The sequence below is a fragment of the Zymomonas mobilis genome (genome assembly GCF_006715975.1).
In the GTDB taxonomy this organism is placed as follows: Bacteria; Pseudomonadota; Alphaproteobacteria; order Sphingomonadales; family Sphingomonadaceae; genus Zymomonas; species Zymomonas mobilis_B.
Window position 1 is genome coordinate 1,198,412 of the sequence record NZ_VFOF01000001.1, and the last position, 20,669, is coordinate 1,219,080.

Here is a 20,669-nt window from a genome sequence, read left to right on the forward strand (position 1 = left end):
GATGTCTCAACCTTTTTATATTACGACGGCTATCAGCTATCCCAACGGAAAGCCTCATATCGGCCACGCTTATGAAGCGATCGCTTCCGATGCGTTGGCGCGTTATCATCGCCTTGCCGGAGATGACGTCTATTTCCAGACTGGAACCGACGAACATGGCCTCAAAATGGCACAGGCTGCACGTAATCGTGATATAGAACCGATCACTCTAGCCGATGAAATGTCTTCACATTTCAAAGCGATGGATGATCTTTATAACATTTCCTATGATCGCTTCATCCGAACAACAGAAGCTGAACATCATAAAGCCAGCCAAGCTTTGTGGAAAACGTTGGCTGATGCCGGTCATATCTATCTGGGACGTTATGAAGGCTGGTATTCTGTCCGAGATGAAGCCTTCTATAAAGAAGAAGAGCTTATAACTGATTCAAACGGCCAGAAAGTTTCCCCTCAAGGAACGCCGGTTGAATGGAATGTCGAAGAAAGCTGGTTTTTCAAGCTTTCCGCCTTTCAAGATAAATTGCTGGCTTATTACGAAGAACATCCCGAATTTATCCAGCCAGAAGCCCGCCGTAACGAAGTCGTCAGCTTTGTTAAATCGGGTTTAGCCGATCTTTCTATCTCCAGAACTAGTTTTGATTGGGGTATTCCGGTTCCAGATTCCCCCGGTCACGTTATGTATGTCTGGATTGATGCGTTAACCAATTATCTGACTGGCGCGGGTTATCCCGATAACAAAGAACGTTTCGACCGTTATTGGCCAGCGGATATCCATATTATCGGTAAAGATATTATCCGTTTCCACGCGGTTTACTGGCCGGCTTTCTTGATGGCTGCCAATATTGCTTTACCAAAAACCGTCTTTGGACATGGTTTTCTTCTGAATAAGGGAGAAAAGATGTCTAAATCGGTTGGCAATGTCGTCGATCCCATCGACATGGCTGAGATTTATGGCGTTGATCAGCTCCGTTATTTTCTGTTGAGAGAAGTGACCTTTGGTCAGGATGGCAGCTATAGCCACGAAGCCATTGTGAACCGTGTGAATGCTGACCTTGCCAATGACTTTGGTAATTTAGCACAGCGCTCATTATCAATCATTGCCAAAAACGGTGCCAAGGTTCCCAGCCCAGAAACGACCCAAGCGGAAGATCAGGTGTTGATGGAAAAAATCGCCGGTATTCCGCATCAGGTAGCAACCGCAATGAACAACATTGCACCTAATCAGGCTTTGGAAGCTATCTGGCGCGGTGTAGCAGAAGCCAATCTTTATATTTCTGAACAAGCCCCTTGGACCGTCAGAAAAACAGATCCGGTTCGTGCCGATACCATTTTATATTGGACGATCGAAGCCGTACGCCAACTGGCTATTTTAAGCCATTGGGCAATGCCGACCAGCTGTGATGCTTTGCTTGATTTATTAGGGCAGGGGTCTGATCAACGCGACTTCCGCGCATTATCTGCACCGCTGGTACCGGGATTACCGCTTCCGAAACCGGCTGGCGTTTTTCCTCGTCTGGTTGATGAAGATAAGAACAAACCCGTAAAGGACAAAGCTTGATGCTGATTGATAGCCATTGCCATCTCAATTACCCCGGAATGCTGGAAAAACAGCCTGAAATTTTGCAGCGCGCCCGATCAGCAGGGGTAACCGGTATGGTCAATGTCGCGACCAAGGCGTCTGAATGGACTCCAATTATCGCTACAGCTGAGCGTGAAAAAGATGTCTGGGCAAGTGTCGGGATTCATCCCAATGAAGCCGCTTCCCATGAAAATATTACCAGTCAAAAGCTCATCGAAGCGGCAGCCCATCCTCGGGTTGTCGCTATCGGTGAAAGCGGGTTGGATTATTTTTATGGTGAAAATGACTTTGATCAACAGAAAGCCAGTTTTCGCGAACATATTATAGCTGCGCGTGAGACTGGATTGCCACTGATTGTTCATACCAGAGATGCCGAAGAAGATACCGCGAATATCATTGAAGAAGAAATGGCAAAAGCGCCATTTAAAGGTCTGATTCATTGTTTCACAGCCAGCCGTTCTTTGGCAGAACGGATGCTGAAGGTCGGATTTTATATTTCTATCTCTGGTATTATCACTTTCAGAAATGCCGAGGATCTGCGCGTCACTGTCAAAGATTTGCCGTTAGATCGATTGATGGTTGAAACAGATTCGCCTTTTCTGGCACCGGTGCCGCATCGTGGTAAAAAAGGTGAACCCGCTTTTGTTGCAGATACCGCGCATTTCTTAAGTGAAATGTTTGGTATGAACTACGAAGCTTTCACCGACATGACGAGCCGTAACTTCTTGAAATTATTTAATAAGGTGAAATTATGAGACTCCGTCTTCTCGGTTCTGGCACATCTTCAGGTGTGCCGATAATCGGGAATAACTGGGGAACATGCGACCCAAGCGAAGCTAAGAATAACAGAACGAGAGCTTCTTTGTATCTTGAGACAGATCAGATTAAAATTCTGATTGATACCTCTCCGGATATGAGGGCACAGCTTTTGAAAGCTGATATTTCGATGTTGAATGCGGTATTCTGGACGCATGATCATGCCGATCATTGTCACGGTATTGATGATTTACGCCCGATTTTTCACCGTCGTGGTGAACCTATTCCGGGCTTTGCTCGTTCAGAAACCTTATCTGGCCTTAAACAACGTTTTTCTTATGTTTTTGATGGATATGGTGACTACCGACCAACGGTCGATGCACATGTTTTGCCCGATCATCTGAAGCTTGGCGATATCGAAATATCCGTGGTTGATCAGCCTCATGCACGGGTATCCAGCGCAGGATTTTGTTTTAAACATAAAAATATACGCGTTGGATATGCGACTGATTTCAATGACATAACAGATGAAATGGCCAAGTTTTATCAAGGTGTTGACCTTTGGATTGTGGATACTTTGCGGGAAAGACCGCATCCATCACATCCGCATCTTGCCATGATTTTGGAATGGGCTGAAAAACTAAAGGTCAAAAGGGCGCTTACATGCCATATGGATAATTCAATGGATTATGCGACCTTATCCAAAAGTCTGCCTGACTATATGGACGTCGGATATGATGGTTGGACGATAGAGATCTAAGACAATTCAATAATCGGGCAGGGGGGTAACAACCCCTGTTCTTTTTTTGGAAAAGCCCCTTTCCAACTATCTTGTTATTTGAAGACAGCCTTCGGATAAAAGCAGCGGATAAAATTTCAGTTTTCCTTTTTTATTCACTCCATCGTTAAAAAAATTGGACGATAAAAGACAAGAAGAAATACAAGAAGAAATACAAAGGGAAGGCGTACAATTTATAGAGAAAAGGCAAAAACGGATTTTTTCCAAAAATATGATTTTTGAGCGTGTTTTTTAATAAAATCCGATCTTATTTAACATAATATATATTATCAGACTTATGGAAAGAGGCCTCCCTCATGGATAAAGACGCTTCAAAACAGAATTTCTCCTCTATTGATAAGCTGCGTCAAATCATGGCTCGCTTGCGTGATCCCGTTCACGGTTGCGAATGGGACGTTGCACAAAATTTTTCAAGCATTGCGCCTTTTGCTGTTGAAGAAGCCTATGAAGTTGTCGACGCTATCGAACAACAGGATATGGAAGAATTAAAAAACGAATTGGGTGATTTGCTGCTTCAGGTTGTTTTCCATTCTCAAATGGCTTCTGAAGAAAATTTGTTTACTTTTGATGATGTCGCTGATGCGATTTGTGAAAAGATGATCCGCCGTCATCCTCATGTCTTCAAGGATAATGATGCCGATACCACTTCGGCATATATCGCGGATAATTGGGAAAGAATTAAAGCCACAGAGCGTTCTAAGAAAAAATCGAATGATTCCGGCACTTTGGCTGGAATTGCTAAATCTTTGCCCGCATTGACGCGTGCCAGAAAAATTCAAGAGCGCGCCGCTAGAACCGGATTTGATTGGTCAGATACAGCTGGCCCAAGAGCTAAAATTGATGAAGAATTAGCCGAAGTTGATAATGCAACTGATCGCGAAAACCTGATTGAGGAAATTGGCGATGTTCTCTTTACGGTAACGACCTTTGCTAGACATCATGGGATTGATGCCGAGCAAGCCCTTAAAATATCCAATGAAAAATTCGAAAGTCGTTTCAAAACTATGGAGAATATAGCTGGTGGCGACATAAGCCCCCTATCTTTACCTGAAAAAGAAGATTTATGGATAGCTGCAAAAAAACATGAAAAATCAATGAAATCAGATAAATAAAGCTTTATTTTATTAAAAAATATCAAATATGCACATGATCTAGCTTTTTTTTTGAAAAAACTATCTGGTATTCAATATCCGTCTCAATACCCAATCTTTAATTGAGACGGATATAAACAGAAAAAATTATCTTTTGCCTAATTTTTAAGATTTCAAATAAGATGATTAGGCTTCCCTGCCCTTTATTTATCTAGGAAGGATGTCTTTGCTTTCTTTTGATTGGGGCGTTTTAGAAATGATTCCAATAAGAATTTCTATCACTTCTAAAACTGAGAAAAATGGCTGATTAATCTATTCAGCAAGATATGCTTTATCGTTTTCTTTTTACGGTCAATAAACAATATCCGCCTTCATAAACGATAAACAAAGTCATATATTGATATCCGCTCTTCTATTGGCTCTGCCAACCTCAAAATTGACAGAGCCTTTGCTGCGTTAAAAATAACAAATCATTATTTTAAAATTTTCGAAGCGACTTAACAGCTCATAATTTTTATTAAAAACAACTCATATCATATTGATAATAAATATTATTGTATCAAAGCGTAGGCATTGCCCTACCCTTGTTTCAATATGCTTCCTTATCTAACGGTGGCGAGTATTAGCAGGCCGTCCCCGCTTTTTTATCAATCGAGGATCAATGCCGCTGCGGCCTCGCCCACGACGCGACATTTTAACCGGCGGATCAGCCTCAGGCAGTTCAAACCTTAATGAACCGCCAATCGGATCGGCTTCTACCAAGCGTAAATCTATTCTTTGACCGATCTCATATCGGGTGCCACTATCCTGCCCTTCAAGGCTTTGAGTAGTCTCATCGTAACGGAAATATTCATGACCCAATGTTGAAACAGGCACCAGCCCGTCCCCACCCAATTCAGGCACAGTCGCAAAAAATCCGAATTCTCGAACGCCCGTAATTCTGGTGGGCATTATTTCCCCAATATATTGCGAAAAATAAGCCGCAATATAACGATCAACGGTTTCCCGTTCTGCTTCCATTGCCCGTCTTTCGGCATGGCTAATTTTTTCACCGATGACAGACATATTCTCGGCATCTTGCACCGGTAAAGCGCTAACCGCTGGAATATCATGGTTATCATGGGATGATTTAAGTTTGGGCTTGCCGCTTTCCAAATGATAGGCACTAACCAAAGCTCGATGCACTAATAAATCGGCATAACGTCTGATCGGGCTCGTGAAATGAGCATAGCTTCCCAAAGCTAGACCAAAATGCCCCATATTAGACGGTGAGTAATAAGCCTGCGTCTGGCTCCGTAAAATCTGTTCCATGATACGAGCGCGAGATTCTTCATCAACTTCTAAGCGCTCAATCAGATGATTGAAAACCTGCGGCTTAATCACCTGCCCTAACGCAAAAGCGATTGAAAAAGTCTTGAGATAATCTCTTAACGCAACCAGTTTTTCACGGCTAGGTGGTTCATGCACCCGATACATGACAGGCGCTTTTTTCGCCTCCAAGGCTTTTGCTGCCGCAATATTAGCTGCAATCATAAAATCTTCGATGAGCTGATGGGCATCCAATCTTTCACGCGTGGCGACAGATAGGATTTCACCTTTTCCACCCAAAATAACACGCCTTTCGGGTAAATCCAGACCTAAAGGCTGTCTGTTTTTACGGGCGTGATTCAACGATTCCCAGCAAGTCCATAGCGGCTTTAAGACTTTTTCAGTTAAAGAACTTTCTAGCTTGCCATCAATAGCAGCCTGCGCATCTTCATAGGAAATATTAGCGGCCAAGCGCACCTTTGCCCGCGTAAAGCGCCATGACTTTAATTTACCATCGGTGCCTATCACCAAATGACAAGCCAAGGCGGCCCTATCTACATTTTCTTTTAATGAGCAAACATCACCGGATAACCGTTCCGGTAACATTGGGATGACCTGATCAGGAAAATAAACACTATTGCCCCGTTTACGCGCCTCACGATCGAGAGAAGTTCCCGGACGGACGTAAAATGACACATCCGCAATAGCGACAACAGCCTGATATCCACCCTTATTATCGGGATTATCATCAGGAGCCGCCCAGACCGCATCATCGTGATCTCGGGCATCGGCAGGATCAATCGCAATAATCGGCAAATGAGTTAAATCTTCGCGATTACCTAAATCAAGATCAGCCGCAATTTCAGCGTCTTCTAAGACTTCCTGTGAGAAGTGATCCGGAATATTATATTTATGAATGGCAATCAGGCTAAAGCTTTTCGGTTGGAACGGATCGCCTAACCTTTTTGTTACCCGTGCCGTTATTCGTGGCTGGCGGCCTGCTTTTTCAGCTAGAACCAATTCACCTAATTCGGCATTACCCGCATCGGAAACAGGCCATGTTTTTTTCATTTTTTTATCAACAGGTTTCAGCCAAAGCTTGTCATCTTCGCGGCACAAAATCCCCAAAATGCCCGTTTCAGCAGGCTCAAGCGTTCTTAGAACAAAGGCGTGCCATTCGCCCTCGACCTGCTCTGTCCTGACAAGAACTCTATCACCTTCAGCAAGCGTTTTTTTCTTTTTCCGCTCGATAATTTTTACTTTGGGAACCGGTAGATGTTCAGCTTCCCATTTTTCGGGTTGGGCAAGCGTGAAACCGGTGCCATCACTATCAATGACTTTTAGGATAGTTACTTTTGGTAACCCACCCATCAAATGGAAAGCACGACCCGGTGAAGAGTCAATCAACCCTTCATCAGCCATATCCTTTAGCACAGCTTTCAAGGCAATTTTAGTTTGCCCTTTCAAGCCAAAGGCGCGCGCAATTTCCCGCTTGCCGACCGGCTGTGAAGACGATGAGATAAATTCAATAATCTGCTTCGTCGTCGGCAGGTCATTTTGGGGTTTTTGTTTTGATGAACGGGTCATAAGGGGGACTGTCAGGCCTTTTGCAAAAGAAAATTTTTAAGTTCAGACATCTTCATGGTAATCGAATGTCTATAAGGCTTCATCCCCCTTATGATAAAGGAGTTTAAAGTGAACTTTCAATCCATGATTTTAACTGGCTCTTGGGAGCGCCGCCTGTGCGGGTTGCCGCCACTTCACCATTTTTAAAAAGCAGCAAGGTCGGAATATTGCGAATGCCATAACGGCTGGCGGTTTCGATGTTGCTATCAACGTCGAGTTTGGCCAAGGTCATTTTACCGTCTAATTCGCCAGCAATTTCGGTCAAAGCCGGTGCAATCTGGCGGCAAGGTCCGCACCATTCAGCCCAGAAATCGACCACAACAGGAACATCTGATTTCAATACATCGGCTTCAAAGCTGGCATCGGTGACGTTGATAACACTCATTATAGTCGCTCCTGATGAGGATGTTAGTTTCTATATAGGTATGATCTAATAGGAATAACATTTCTTGCAATGGCGAAAATCCGATTACAATGTCAGATAATCTGATTGAATGTCAGCTTCGTCGATCTTTGAAAAATATTCATGAAGAAAGCTTTGCTCGAAAGAAACCAATTTAGGCCCGCTTGTATAAAGCAAAGATGCTTCGATGATGTAATCAGGAAAAATCTTTTCCAAGGCGACAACATAGGCCGCCATCTGTCTAAGATAGGCATCGCTGACCTGTTTTTCACTAGCTGGAACGCGTCGCCCTGTTTTAAAATCGACGATGTGAACCCGTTTTTGTTCTTTATCGATCCAGAGACGGTCAACGGTTCCCGAAATAACGTGGTCGCCGACTTGGGCTGCGATGGGCGCTTCGGCTAAAGATTTTTCGGAAAAGATATTCACAAAATCAGGATTGTTCATAACCGCGCAGGCATCTTTGGCGAGATTGTTCCGCAATAGGGGATCAGTAATGCCTGCCGTTTTAAGCCATCTTAGACCAGCGACTTCTCTTTGTTCCGGTGGTAGCATGGGTAAGCGTTCAAACAGAGCGTGTAATAAGGTTCCGCGCTTGGCTGCATTAAGAGATGCGCCATCAGGCGGTGGATTGGAAGTATTATCCCTGACTAAGTCCGAAGGCCTCAAGGGATAAACAGGTTTAGGCTCTTCCGGTATTTTGTTTTTAATCCATGCGGGCATCGCTTCTGAAGAAGCGGGCGGCTGATTGTCCGGCCTTTTTTGATCCAGCGTTTTTTGACCGGACACATGATAGACCGCTTTTTGTTGCCAAGTTGAATCTTCCTGCCACGCGATGCCTGTCATGCTCATGGCGCGGACAGCACAGGCATACCAGCTCTTTTCTGGCGGTTTGTTTTTGCTTTTGCTGCCCAGATGACCCGTGATGACAAGATATTCTTCGGCGCGGGTGGCGGCGACATAAAGCAGCCGCCAATGTTCCTGCAAATCTTTGGTCTTTTTCTTTGTGATGATGTCCGCAAAAGGAAGATAATTATCAGTGTCATTGGGCATCGGGATGGGAACAGAGGGGCTATTCTCATCCAGAGGCCATTCTATGATTTCTTTTTTGAAGCCGTTTGATTGCGTCGGATCGCGGGTGGCATCGGCAAGGATAACGACCGGCGCTTGTAGGCCTTTTGCACCATGCACAGTCATGATGCGGACGGTATTTTGTCGTACCGATGGGTCGCGTTTTATTTCGACATCGCCGCTGTCGAACCAATCCAAAAAACGCTGAAAAGACGGGGTAGTTTCGCTTTCCAACAGCAAAGCGGCGTTCAGCAATTCGTTAATGGGGTCGCGCGCCTCTTCACCGAGCCTTTCCAACAATTTTTGGCGGCCTTGTTCTTTGCCGCTGAGTAGCATTTCGAGGAAGCGATAAGGGGTAATAAAATCGGCTTTCGAGAGCCAATCGCGAATAACATCCCAAGTTTCTTTTTCGGCTTCACTTTTCCTTAAACGATCAAAAAGCGTTTCCTTAGGCGCTCTGTGGGCGGCGAGTTTATAAAGCCTGTCCTGATCCCAGCCGATCAAAGGCGAGACCAAAAGACAGGCCAAGGTTAAATCATCATCCGGCTGCAAAACAAAACGGATAGCGGATAACAGATCACAGACCGCCAAAGGGGTTGTCAATGTCAGACGGTCAAGGCCAGCTACCGGAATTTTTTGGGCATGAAGACAGCCAACGATCAGAGACGCTAAGCGCCCACGGTTCCGAACCAGAATGAGGATGTCGCGTGGTTGGACAGGCCGACCCAAAGCTTCGAGATAAAGAGGTTTTTTAGGATCGAGCCATGCTTCTATCTGGCGTGCCAGCCTGATAGCCAATTCCAATTCACCATTTTCAAGCTGATCTTCCCCCTCCCCGTTATTATCGGTCGAAGAGCTGTTATCGTCTTCCTCCTGATAATCGGAGATAGGTTGCAACAAGACGACAGCGCCGCCGAGGTGAGCCTTGGCCGATTGATGCGGTTGTAAGGCCTCTCGATCAATGCCGATGCCGCCGCAATGGGTTTCGATATCAGCGAGCATGTTATCAACCACCGTCAGAATAGGCGGTGTTGACCGGAAAGAGCGATTTAAAGACAGATCGAGGATTTCCCGCCCGCTGCCCTGTGATTTGTCCGAAAATTCGTCATGCGCCTGTATAAAGGCTTGGGGATCGGTGCCTTGGAAACCATAAATGGCCTGTTTAAAGTCACCAACCGCAAAAATACTGCGAGAGGATTCAACTGATTTTGCGCTATCACCCGAAAAGAAGTCTTCTGCCAAAGCTTTAATAATCGCCCACTGAAAACGATTCGTATCTTGAGCTTCATCAACCAGAATATGATCGGTTCTTCGGTCGAGTTTATAACGCACCCAATCCCCAATCCCTGGAATGAGGAGCAAGGTGATACTGGATTCGATCATATCGTTAAAATCGACCAAGCCTGCTTCTTTTTTAGATTCTTGCCATGCCTGACTATAGGCTTGTCCGGTGCGAAGAGCGGCTATAGCAAATTGCGCGAAATGAGAGCGTTCTTTCAAAGAAAGGATTCCATCAATGGAATCCTTAAGCGAGGTCATCCACTCTTTGTAACTAGGCGCTACTTTGAACAGACCTGCCTGTTTTTCTCTAATTTTTCCTGCTTTTGTGCAAGGCACAAGTTTAAGATTTTGAAGTAAAGAAACTCTCTCATGTGGAGAAGCGGCAACGAAAGACTGGATAATGGCCAGATTATCATCGGCTGTTTTTGTCCCCCATTTTTCATTGGCTTCTGCCATGTGGCGAAGAAGCTCAAAATCAAAATGATCGTCGTCGCAGGCCTCTTCAAGAATGTCTTGGATATTCGCAGAAGGTAAATCAAGCGCGTGTTTTACCTTGCTTTCAATGGCTTCACCCAAGCTATTCAGGGCAAGATGATGAAAGCGACATTGATAGATATAATCTTCTGCCCCCGGCTCTCCCAGCTTTTCAGCGAGCAAGATAATATCTTCTTCTTTAATCCGGCGGCTGGCGGGCGTGCTGTTATCCAATAATCCGGTTAGGGTTTTCTTGGCCTGAACCGCTTCTTCCCGTCCTTCAATTAGATGAAATCCCGGTATCAATCCGGCTTCGACAGGAAAAGCCGTTAGCAAAGATTGGCAAAAGCTATGAATAGTTTGTATCCGCAAGCCCCCCGGCGCATCCAGCACACGCGCAAAAAGGGTTCTGGCCAAGGCCAGCGTTTCGCGGTCATAGTGCGCCCCTAGCGCCTGTAATTCTTCCCTTAATTCATCATCGTTAAGTTGGATAACCCATCTTGCCAGACGTTGATTGATACGTTCCGACATTTCTGCCGCGCCTGCTTTGGTAAAAGTCAGGCAAAGAATACTTTCAGGCGCAGCCCTGTTTAAAAGAAGACGCAATACCCGTGCGGTCAGAACATGGGTTTTCCCCGTTCCGGCAGAAGCAGAGAGCCAGATATTGCCTTTGGGATCGGATGCCTGAAGCTGTTCTGCTTCTAACGGCATTAACCGCTGTGGATGAGCCATGGAACTGCCTTAATTCTGCGTCAATTTGGGTTGGGGATTACTGCGCCATTCATCGAAACGCATAAGCTGCGCATAATCGTCATACAGCTTTTTGCCCCGATGCGGGCGGGCTGTGAAAGGCGTGTTATGAAGCAAATAATGATCGGTTACAGCGATGAAGCGCTCTTCAGCCATATGGAGAATATCTTCTGGTAAAAGCGCCCTGCTGCCTTTCCCTAAGATAGAAACCGAATAACCCGCCTTTTTATTTTTGGGTTTTAGAGCCGTTGACCAATATTCGAATTCTTTCACTGCCCCTTTGATATCAGGGATACCGTTACGTTCGATCAGCAAGCCTAAGAGACCAAGCTGTAAGTTATCGCCACTTTTGACAGAAGCCGCCGTGGGGGGTGCACCCGTTTTATAGTCAACAATGGCAAAGGCACCGTCGCTAAGCTGGTCAATCCGGTCAACATAGCCATATAATTCGATACCGTTAATCAGGCAGCTTGCCTTTCGTTCGACATCGAGAATATGACGGCCTTCTTCTGCCATTTGACGGACTTCATTTTCAATCCAGTCTATGGCCTGCAATAACCGAGGGAGCCATAGAGTTTTCTGGATAAGATGAGCATTGATGCTTTCCAAAAAGGCCAATGTTCGGGGTCTTAAACGCCCGATGCGATGGTTATCGTCCTTTGCCCAGCTTTCAAGAATGCTGTGGATTAAGCTGCCCCGCCAAGCCGCCGTTGGTTCTGCATCGACGGGATCAAGTTTTCTCAATCTCAAGATATTGCTGGCATAATAGCTATAAGGGTCGGATTGCAGGCTATCAAAACGCGTAACAGCGATTTTTTGGGGTCGTTCATCAACCGGAGGATTGGGCATCGGCCTTTCTGCAGGCTTAAAGGCTTGCGGTTCGTCCAGCATTTTTGCCCAATAAGGAAGATAATCCGCCTTTTTGAGACCAGAGGCCATAGCTTCTAACCGTAACCAGAAACGGGAAGCCATAGTAGGCGCTCTGGCATCGCGTCTGGCGCGCGTAAGCAGGACTTTTTTAGCCCCTAAAACAGAAGAAAAGTCATGAGCTGCAATACCGATCCGCAATTCCAGCCCCGGCAAACCCAGTTCTGAACGGATTCGGGGCGCAAGCCAAGGATCGGCTTCTTTGATAGGAGGCCAGACCGTTTCATTAAGACCAGCCGCGATCATAAGATCAGCATGTTGCAAGCGGGCTTCGATCAAACCCCAGATAAAAATACGGGGATGGCCGTTTTTCATCGGTCTGACCGCTTGTTTATCCATTAATTGCCGCAAGACATGAGCAAAATCGGAAAAACGCATCGTTTCATTATGATCGACAGCCAGAGCTTCGATTTCAGCAACAAGATCAGCAGCGAGACGACCGGCGGCCTCTGCCCAGATTTCATCACCGGCAATAGCGTTCGCCGTTTCCCGTAAAATTCGGATAATATCGGTTAACGGCAAAACCGCCTGATATTGTTGATCCAAGGGGATAAAAGGCTGTTTGGTTTTTTCCCACCATTCGAGCAATTCGGGATTAGCCCGTCCTTTGGAAACGGCTTCGGTGATTTTTTCTGTAATGCCGGTCAGGCCATTTCTTAACAGGGGCCCTCGTAAGAGCTTATCCAGATCACGAATATGACCACGCCATAATTCACGTTCTTCACCAAAAGCCACCAAGGGATGTTTGGCGACAGCCAAAAAGCTGACTGCCGAGAAATGATCGGCGGCCAAAGAAACCAGATCGAGCAAGAGCAAACCCGGTGGAGTAAGCGATAAAGGCCGCCCTGCACTATCATCCGCATCAATACCGAAACGTTTTAATAAAGCGGAAACCCTGACGGCCAAAGCACGATCAGGCGTGACCAAGGCCGCCGTCTGACCTTTTTCTTCTACGGCTTGCCGTAAAGCCAAGGCGATGACCTGCGCTTCTTCTTCGGGATGTGCCGTTTCAATAACCGACAAATTGGGAAAAACGCGTTCTTTTTCGGGTAAGGATTGCCAGCGATTGGTATATCTGGCCGGAGCCATAAGATGATGAATGGCGAGATTGGCCGCCTGCCGAGAAGGGGCGTTCAGCGTATCAGGTTTATTGAGCGCGTCCCATTCAATCACTTCTTTCCGGTCAATGCCCATACGATCCAGCAATAATTTTAACTGGAATTGCGGATGACTTTCTAAAGAAGGTTGTTTGATACCCGTATCAGGGTTGCGTTCATGGGGCCCCAATAATTGCCATTCTTCGTCGGGCATGGTGGTATCAAGACCGGGGAAGACAATAAGCCCGTCATCCATTTCCGAAATAACCCGCAATAAGCGCGCCGAAACCGGTGATCCGGTAATAGCCCCAGCGGCAATAATCGGTTTTTCAACGGGAGGTTGTTGTTTCCATCTTTCGGTGAGGCGATCGAGCAGTTTGTTGCGACGATCCTGAATTTCGATCTGCCCCGTCTTTTTCAGTTCTTCCGGCCAATCTGTCAGAATAGATTCGAGCAGTTTTAGAGAGGCTTGCCAATGGCGTGCCAGTTCCTGTTCTGCCAAAGGATCAATTAACTGGGTTAGTCTGGCCGGATCAATTTCCGCCGCCATAAGCTGATCTAGCGTTAAGGCTAATTCTTCTGCCAGACGATGGGCTTCGGAAACGGAAATTGCCCGTCCCTGTTTTTTCATCGTTTTTTTGACAAGGCGCGTTAACCGGAAATGCCGTTCTAAAGGCGAAATAGCCGGAGGTAACGGATTTGTCAGGTCAACCGGATCAAGAAAAGCTCCCAAACGGTCATCCAACAAAGGATCACCGACCGGCACCATTCGGGGTAATAACAGGCCGGAAGATGACCGACGCACAAAGGCTTCTGTTATTGCCCGAATGGAACGGTTATTCGGAAGCAGGATCAATCCCTGTGCCAATGTCATGGGATCATAACGGCGGATGAGGCCGTCAACCAACGCATCGGCAAAAGACAGATGAAACGGAATCGTAAAGAGACGGGATTTTTCCGGCATAATAAATTAACCGCGTCTTAGAATGGTATCGGTTACCTTGACGGCTTTCGGTGTGCTGACATCGAACCAGATACCATCATGCACCAATCCGTAGAGACGGCCTTTTTTTATCGCCTGATCGCGGATGTATTTGCTGGGGAATGCCCCGTCTGGCGTGTTTTCCAAGAAGCGTTTGGAGATGATCTGGATGCCGCTAAAGACAAAAGGTGCCACCTTGCCTGGGATTTTGGGCTGGATTTGTCCGATGGCGTTCATATGGAAATCACCCTGCCCGTTATAGCAATCGGCATGGGATAATGGCACCAATAACAACAGTGCATCCATCTTTTCATCATCCCAATGACGGGTCAGAAGTTCGATAGAATTGGCAGTGCCGTCCAACCAGAAATTGTCGCTGCTGATAACCAGAAAAAGATCATCTTGAATAAGCGGTAAAGCTTTTTTAATGCCGCCGCCGGTTTCAAGAAGCGCATCTTCTTCACGGGAAATCTGAAGATCGAAGTCTTTGGCCGTATGACGCAAATGCGCTTCCAAAGGTTCGTTCATATAATGGGTGTTGACGACGATGCGGGTAATGCCGCTTTCTTTCAAATGATCAAGCGCATGATCAATCAAAGGCTTGCCACCCACTTCAACCAAAGGTTTTGGACGGGTTGCCGTCAGGGGGCGCATCCGCTTACCGAAACCGGCAGCCAGAATCATGGCGGTCTTGATCAAGCTTTGCGGCTTTTTGTTTTTGAAAGTTATCGTCTTACTCAAGCTTTTCATTCTGTTCTCCTGCCCCCTACCTATAAATGAAGATGTGCGGCTTCTAGCAAAGTAGAGACTATCGTAAAATCATTTCATCAATATTCGAGGGGTGGCCAACGATTTTCCCAATGGGAAGGTGCCTGCCATGTCAAACGGCGGCGATTATCTTCCAAAATATCAAGATGTAAGGCCAATCTGTCCGGCCATATCCTGTCTATGGATGTTCCCATCCTTTCTGGCCATTCAACCAACAAAGCACCATAGAAAACAAATTCGTCCAATCCCAATTCCTGAATGTCATCAGCATTGTCCAAACGGTATAAATCGACATGCGCAACCGGCACACTGACTTCGGGTGGTTCATAGGCAATCATCAAGGCAAAGCTGGGAGATGGGACTTCGTCTTGAAAGCCAAATTCCGTCAATAATCCCCGCGCCAGACTGGTTTTACCCGCGCCCAGATCGCCAGACAGCGTAATAATATCGCCTATTCCAAGAGATCGAGCCAGATAACGGCCTATCTCTTCCGTGGCGGCGGCATCTGCCAGAATTATTTCCTGTCTTATCATCTTTTTACTATCGGCTAAGAAGGCTACATATTTCTTACAAAGCGGGCACATGGCGCGGCAAGGTAATAATGAAATGCGTCTTCTGGTTATGGTTTGAATCAATATGGATTGATCCGCCATGCAAAGCAATGAAACGACGAATAAGGGGAATAGCGATGCTGCTACTTCCCTTTCCATCATGCACGGACTGGCCATATTCTGAAAAATGGTCGAATATCTGATTGGGCAATGCAGAATCACTCATGCCTTGCTGTGATGAAGGGATAATATCCCCATCATCAACAATCACAATCGCTATATGATCGGCCTCACCCGATGCTTTTAACAAAACGGTGCCGCCGCGTGGATTACGCGCCAAAGCAATCAACAACATATGGTTTATTGCCCGCGACAAGCGCTGCGGATCACTTTCAATGATGCCGAGATTGTCATCCAGCATCAATTCAAAATGAATGCCGAGTTCTTCTGCCCTTTTGGTCAGTGTTTTAGCCAGATTTTCAAGAAGCGGTTTAATTTCAACATTCTGTTGATCAAGCTCAAGATTACCGGATTCCAGTAAGGTCAAATCCAGAATATCATCAATCAGGGCGCTTAATCGGGAAACAGCGTCCAAAATAGCGGCGACATAGTCATTCGCCATTTGAGAAAGATCACCACAATAGCCCTGTGCCAGCATTTCGGCAAAACCGCTGATTGAGGTAAGTGGCGTCCGGAGTTCGTAGCTCATATTGGCAACGAAATCGGTTTTGAGGCGATCGGCGGCTTCTAAGGCTTCGTTCCGATCTCGAAGTGCACGCTCCATTCGCCAACTATCGGTGACATCCAACATTGTCAGAAGAATATTACCATCGGGCAATGGAATAGTTGAAAAATTGAAATGCTGCTGATCTGCAAAGGCGATGTGGCCGTGCTTGGGTTGCCGTTCAAGGGTCGTCGCACGAATGGCATCGCTAATATTGCTACTTTGTTTTTTATTTTCCAAACGGGAACGGGTTTGTTGTGCCAGTTCATCGGCACGCGGATGGGTGGATAAAAACTTTTCTTCCACCTGCCAGACATCGGTAAAACGGGTATTCCATAAATTGAGACGACCATCAGAAGCAAAAACCCCGATAGCTTCGAATAATTTGTCAAAGCTGGCTGTTCGAACGCGCAGCATAATGTCATGCGCCGAGGTTAATCGAACCTGTTCCGTTCTGTCTTCGAAGATAAGCAACAAACCACCATCAGGCGTCGGTTGCGTAATTACACGGAGATGAGAGCCATCCATCAACAGCCAATTTTCTTCGAGCGCATTGTTATGGGATAGAAACCATTGCCGCCTTTCGGCTTTCCATGCCGGAAAATCATGCGCCGCTGGTAATCGTCCGGCTTCCCGCATTCTTTCAAGAACCCGATCAAATTCGGGATGGTCAGTTAGCCATTCAGCCTTAAGTGCAAAAAGATGCTGGAAAGGCTGGTTCGCAAAGACAAGATTTTGTTCTGCGTTAAACTGTGCCACACCCGCAGAAAGCTGATCTAAGATATGGCGCTGTGCCTGCAAGAAGCGCCCCATTTCGGCTTTTGCTTCTTCTAAGGCTTCGACATCCAACGCATATCCGGCAACAGCGCCTGTCGGTAAAGCTATATCCGTCAACCGCATCATTCGCCGCATCCCTGAAAGGATTACCGGAGAAAGACGGCTTTGCATTTGGCCGGATTGTAGCGCTTTCTTTGCAAAAGAAATTGGGTTGTTTGAACCCTTCCCTTCGATCAATTCGATATTACGGGTAATGACATCACGCGCAGACGGACTTTCAACTGCGGTCACATAGGCTTGGTTCACCATCAACAGCTGTAATGCTGGATTTCGATACCATATAGGGAAAGGCATCACTTCAAAAAGCGAAGATAGCGCTTGTAAGGCTTGTCCTGATTGCGCCGCCTGATGTTCCAAAGCTGTTTTACTGTCTTCCTCTTGGGTAATGTCACTTATCCAGAGAATAATATTCCGAGCAGATTGCGGTAGAATTTGTCCGGATACATTGAAAATACGTTGGTCAGCGTTGTTGTGAACATGGCAAGAAAAAGCCCGTCCCGTACGTACCAATGTCAAAAGATTATCATCCAGAATTTTAGCCGAATCTGGAATGAGCCATGTTTTTAAAAAAGCATCCGGTGATTGCGGTATATCTTCTATGCCAAGATAAGCGGCAGTTTTGGGATTAAGAACGGCGATTTTATGCTGGCGGATGACAATGCCGTGCACCGACGCTGTATCGTAAATATTTTTTAAAGGATAATGGCGGCGGATAATCGCCTGCGCTTCTTTTGTTTTTTGTAACGCCACAATGAAAAGATAAAAAGCAATACCCCACAGAATAGCGAAAAAGAGTATCATCAACGCTATCGACATTCCGGAAAGATACAGGCTTTTTTCCATTGGTAACGATTTCTGCCATTTCAAAAAAATAATTGGAGGCAGACTATATCAGATATTCGGAAAGATTGCTTCTCGTGACAGAATACAAAAACAAGCCGCCTGTTATGGTTATCAGGATGCGGTTATAAAATTTTTGGGAATGGGCGCACGTTCAGGATAAAAATAAGCGCGATGTGATGGTGGGCCCGGCAGGAATCGAACCCGCAACCAAGCCGTTATGAGCGGCCGGCTCTACCGTTGAGCTACAGGCCCCACCTTCTAGGCAGCTCGATAGCCGAGCTTACCCCCTCCTGACAAGATAGTATCCATAATTTTTTTATTTTTTTCTAGGATACTTTTGTTTGAATAGCCTCGATCGGAAGCAAAATAACAAAGGCATCTGGCTTAATTTCAAGCTGTCCATTGATCGCCGAAGCCAGATTTCTGACCAAGCGCAGCGTAAAGCCTAGCCCTAAAACGGGGCTGTTTGGCCATTCACCCTGCAAATTGAAACCAGGATCAAGAAGTGCTTGTTCTTCATAGCCTTTTAAGGCGGATGGCCGTTTCACAATGAAACGAACGGCATTATCTTTCTGGTCAAGGCTGACTTCAATCTGTTCTTGCGATTCCATCAAGCCAACAACCGCTGCCAACAGGCGCGAGAAAATACGTTCAACTGCTACCGGATTGACGTTCAATAAGGGCAAACCCGTCGCAACTCGGAACAGAATATCACCATTATATTTATGAACGGCTTCTTGGTAATGGCTATGCAGAGCTGAAACAATCTTTGTTAAATGGGTTGCGCCTTCTGGCTCAGAAGGTTGATGAGACGCACTGTCATCGGCAGCCAGATTGAGATCATCAACCGCCTGCAATAAACGCTGTCCCTGACGAGTGATATCGGAAGCATAATAACGATACGCTTTTCCGACGGGCCCTAACATCTGATGCTCGATCATTTCCGCAAAGCCGACAATCGCATTCAGCGGGTTCCGTAATTCATGCATAAGTTGGCGCAGTGAATCGCGGTCGATTTCGAGAACGCTCGGCTGAGGCAGCGCTGCAGTAATGAAAGGCTGAGCGGTTTCTTCAATTCTTGGACGGCGAGCAATGCCCCGATAACCTGAAAAATGTCCGGTTTCGGGATCAAAATAAGCAGCTGCCGAAATGCGCCATTCCCCAGCCGCCGATCCGTTCCCCGGAATGGTCAGTCTGGCATGACGGATAGGCGCACGCCGTCCAAAGGCACCGACGGCTTGGCCATCTACTCCATAGCCATTCTGCAAAGCCGGGGTCGCAAGTGAAACACCAGCAAGAATATGGGAGGCGATACCTTTGACATAGATAACCACGCCATTTTTATCGGTTTCAAAATTGAATTGCTCTGCCCTTGCCTCCAAACTGCGGCGGAAAGCATCAATTCTGGCTAGCAGATGGCGAATCTGGGTTTCATCGCTTTCGTTGGTCTTGCCTTTTTTCTGCGACACAGCCGTTTTTGTCGGACTAGCCGCCGCTGCACGACGGGCTTTACCCATGGCAAACCATGCAAAATCTTTGTTGCGGTCGGCCGTGTCGTCATTCACCGGTGCAGAAGATCGTTCGCTTAATTTCTGCTCAAATTCAAAAATTTGCGCGGTATCCTCTTCGACTTTTGCTTCTTCAATTGGTGTTACCTGCGACTGCCAACGGTCAGAAAAAGGTGAGAAGCGCGGAATTTTGGTTTTCTTGGGTGCGTCTGATGAAATTTTCTCTTCAACGGCCACGGTGTCTGCCGTTTTCTCTGGCGAAGGAGCGATTGCATCAGTTGTCAGCGATTCAAGCGAAGTCGTAAATGGCTTGAAATAAGTCGGCGTTCTATATGCTTTATGGAGGACACCAGAACTAATGGTGTCAGCAAAAGACATATCTTTTTTCGAGACATTGTCGTTTCCAACAACGTCTTCCGAAAGCGGCTCATCGACAGTTTCGACTGATTCTTTTGATAAGGAAATAGGCGTCGATTTTTTCTCGAAAAGGCTCTTTCGATAATCCAAAGTTGTTTCTTCCTCTGGAATATCTGACTTTTCTTCCTGATTCGGGATGGCATCCGTTTTTCCGGTCAGGATAGCAGCGGCTGTGGATTTTTCTTCTTGCGTCACGGCGATCACGACCGCGTCTTTTGGCATATCCAAGACCGGACGATCATCGCCAAGGCTATCCAAAGCGCGTAAAACCAACGGATCAAGGTCATTCCGTTGGCGAAGAATATTTCTGACCGGCTGGCGCAATGCTGGTAAAATATCGATCCATTCCGAGACATTAAGCCGAACCGAACTGATAACAGGCATCGCGATAAGTGCGATATCACAAGCGAAATATTGCACCAATAAAGGCGGGATATGCCGTCCAGCCAAAGTTTCCGCCGTATCAATTCGGATATTGGTCGGCACTTCGCGCGTCAGATCCATTAAACGCTGATAGGCATTTTTTAATAGCCGAGGGTCATGTTGCCCCTTATCTTGAGCGATACAATCCACTAATTGCCGCCAGACAGCGATTTTTTCTGCTGCCGTATTGATGGGCTGATCCATGATTGTTTGGAGCATATCGTCGAAACGCACGCCTGATTCCCGATTTTTAATGAATACCTTGTTCATTATCGGTAAAGGCAAGTGGTTAACATATCGCTGACATTTGCCACATTCGGGAGATAAAACAGGAAAATATTAAAAAATATTTTTACATGGGGTAATTTGTTCTTTTTTTTCTAAGAACTGTTTTTTTTATCAGATTTTACCCCATTTAATTATCAATTCATCGAATTGAGGCTTTTTTTTACAT

At 46.2% G+C, this 20,669-nt stretch carries 12 protein-coding genes and 1 tRNA gene; 4 read left to right on the forward strand and 9 right to left on the reverse strand.

Annotated elements, in window-relative coordinates; all coding sequences use genetic code 11:
* Position 1 precedes the first annotated feature (1 nt).
* The 4 genes from metG to mazG all read left to right on the forward strand — a co-directional run bounded on the left by metG (position 2) and on the right by mazG (position 4,246).
* The gene (metG, locus tag FBY58_RS05275) at positions 2-1,558 is read left to right on the forward strand and encodes a methionine--tRNA ligase (RefSeq protein WP_141919818.1); all 1,557 of its coding nucleotides are present in this window, start codon (positions 2-4) and stop codon (positions 1,556-1,558) included.
* Positions 1,558-2,334: a TatD family hydrolase gene (locus FBY58_RS05280; RefSeq protein WP_141919819.1), complete on the forward strand. Its 777-nt coding sequence runs from the start codon at positions 1,558-1,560 to the stop codon at positions 2,332-2,334. Before metG ends, FBY58_RS05280 begins: the two co-directional genes overlap by 1 nt.
* On the forward strand, positions 2,331-3,095 hold the full coding sequence (locus FBY58_RS05285; RefSeq protein WP_141919820.1) for an MBL fold metallo-hydrolase: 765 nt from the start codon (positions 2,331-2,333) through the stop codon (positions 3,093-3,095). The genes FBY58_RS05280 and FBY58_RS05285 overlap by 4 nt, the downstream gene beginning before the upstream one ends.
* 335 nt (positions 3,096-3,430) lie before the next feature.
* Positions 3,431-4,246 (forward strand): nucleoside triphosphate pyrophosphohydrolase, encoded by an 816-nt coding sequence (mazG, locus tag FBY58_RS05290; protein ID WP_141919821.1) that lies wholly within the window; start codon positions 3,431-3,433, stop codon positions 4,244-4,246.
* A gap of 585 nt (positions 4,247-4,831) precedes the next feature.
* On the opposite strand, the gene rnr is transcribed toward mazG, so the two are convergent.
* The 9 genes from rnr to FBY58_RS05335 all read right to left on the reverse strand — a co-directional run bounded on the left by rnr (position 4,832) and on the right by FBY58_RS05335 (position 20,449).
* A complete protein-coding gene (rnr, locus tag FBY58_RS05295; protein WP_141919822.1) occupies positions 4,832-7,120 on the reverse strand; it encodes a ribonuclease R in 2,289 nt (762 codons plus the stop codon).
* Positions 7,121-7,223: 103 nt separating this feature from the next.
* On the reverse strand, positions 7,224-7,544 hold the full coding sequence (gene trxA / locus FBY58_RS05300; protein ID WP_141919823.1) for a thioredoxin TrxA: 321 nt from the start codon (positions 7,542-7,544) through the stop codon (positions 7,224-7,226).
* A gap of 84 nt (positions 7,545-7,628) precedes the next feature.
* Positions 7,629-11,120 carry a double-strand break repair helicase AddA gene (gene addA, locus FBY58_RS05305; RefSeq protein ID WP_141919824.1) on the reverse strand — a complete coding sequence of 1,164 codons (3,492 nt, stop codon included), beginning with the start codon at positions 11,118-11,120 and terminating at the stop codon, positions 7,629-7,631.
* 9 nt (positions 11,121-11,129) lie between these two features.
* Positions 11,130-14,126: a double-strand break repair protein AddB gene (addB, locus tag FBY58_RS05310; protein ID WP_141919825.1), complete on the reverse strand. Its 2,997-nt coding sequence runs from the start codon at positions 14,124-14,126 to the stop codon at positions 11,130-11,132.
* Between the two features lie 6 nt (positions 14,127-14,132).
* The gene (locus tag FBY58_RS05315; protein ID WP_141919826.1) at positions 14,133-14,894 is read right to left on the reverse strand and encodes a nucleotidyltransferase family protein; all 762 of its coding nucleotides are present in this window, start codon (positions 14,892-14,894) and stop codon (positions 14,133-14,135) included.
* A gap of 77 nt (positions 14,895-14,971) precedes the next feature.
* A complete protein-coding gene (gene tsaE, locus FBY58_RS05320; RefSeq protein WP_141920623.1) occupies positions 14,972-15,496 on the reverse strand; it encodes a tRNA (adenosine(37)-N6)-threonylcarbamoyltransferase complex ATPase subunit type 1 TsaE in 525 nt (174 codons plus the stop codon).
* On the reverse strand, positions 15,480-17,825 hold the full coding sequence (locus FBY58_RS05325) for a PAS domain-containing sensor histidine kinase (protein ID WP_260432119.1): 2,346 nt from the start codon (positions 17,823-17,825) through the stop codon (positions 15,480-15,482). The genes tsaE and FBY58_RS05325 overlap by 17 nt, the downstream gene beginning before the upstream one ends.
* Positions 17,826-18,044: 219 nt before the next feature.
* Positions 18,045-18,119, reverse strand: a tRNA-Ile gene (locus FBY58_RS05330).
* A gap of 74 nt (positions 18,120-18,193) precedes the next feature.
* On the reverse strand, positions 18,194-20,449 hold the full coding sequence (locus FBY58_RS05335; protein ID WP_141919828.1) for a HAMP domain-containing sensor histidine kinase: 2,256 nt from the start codon (positions 20,447-20,449) through the stop codon (positions 18,194-18,196).
* Positions 20,450-20,669 lie beyond the last annotated feature (220 nt).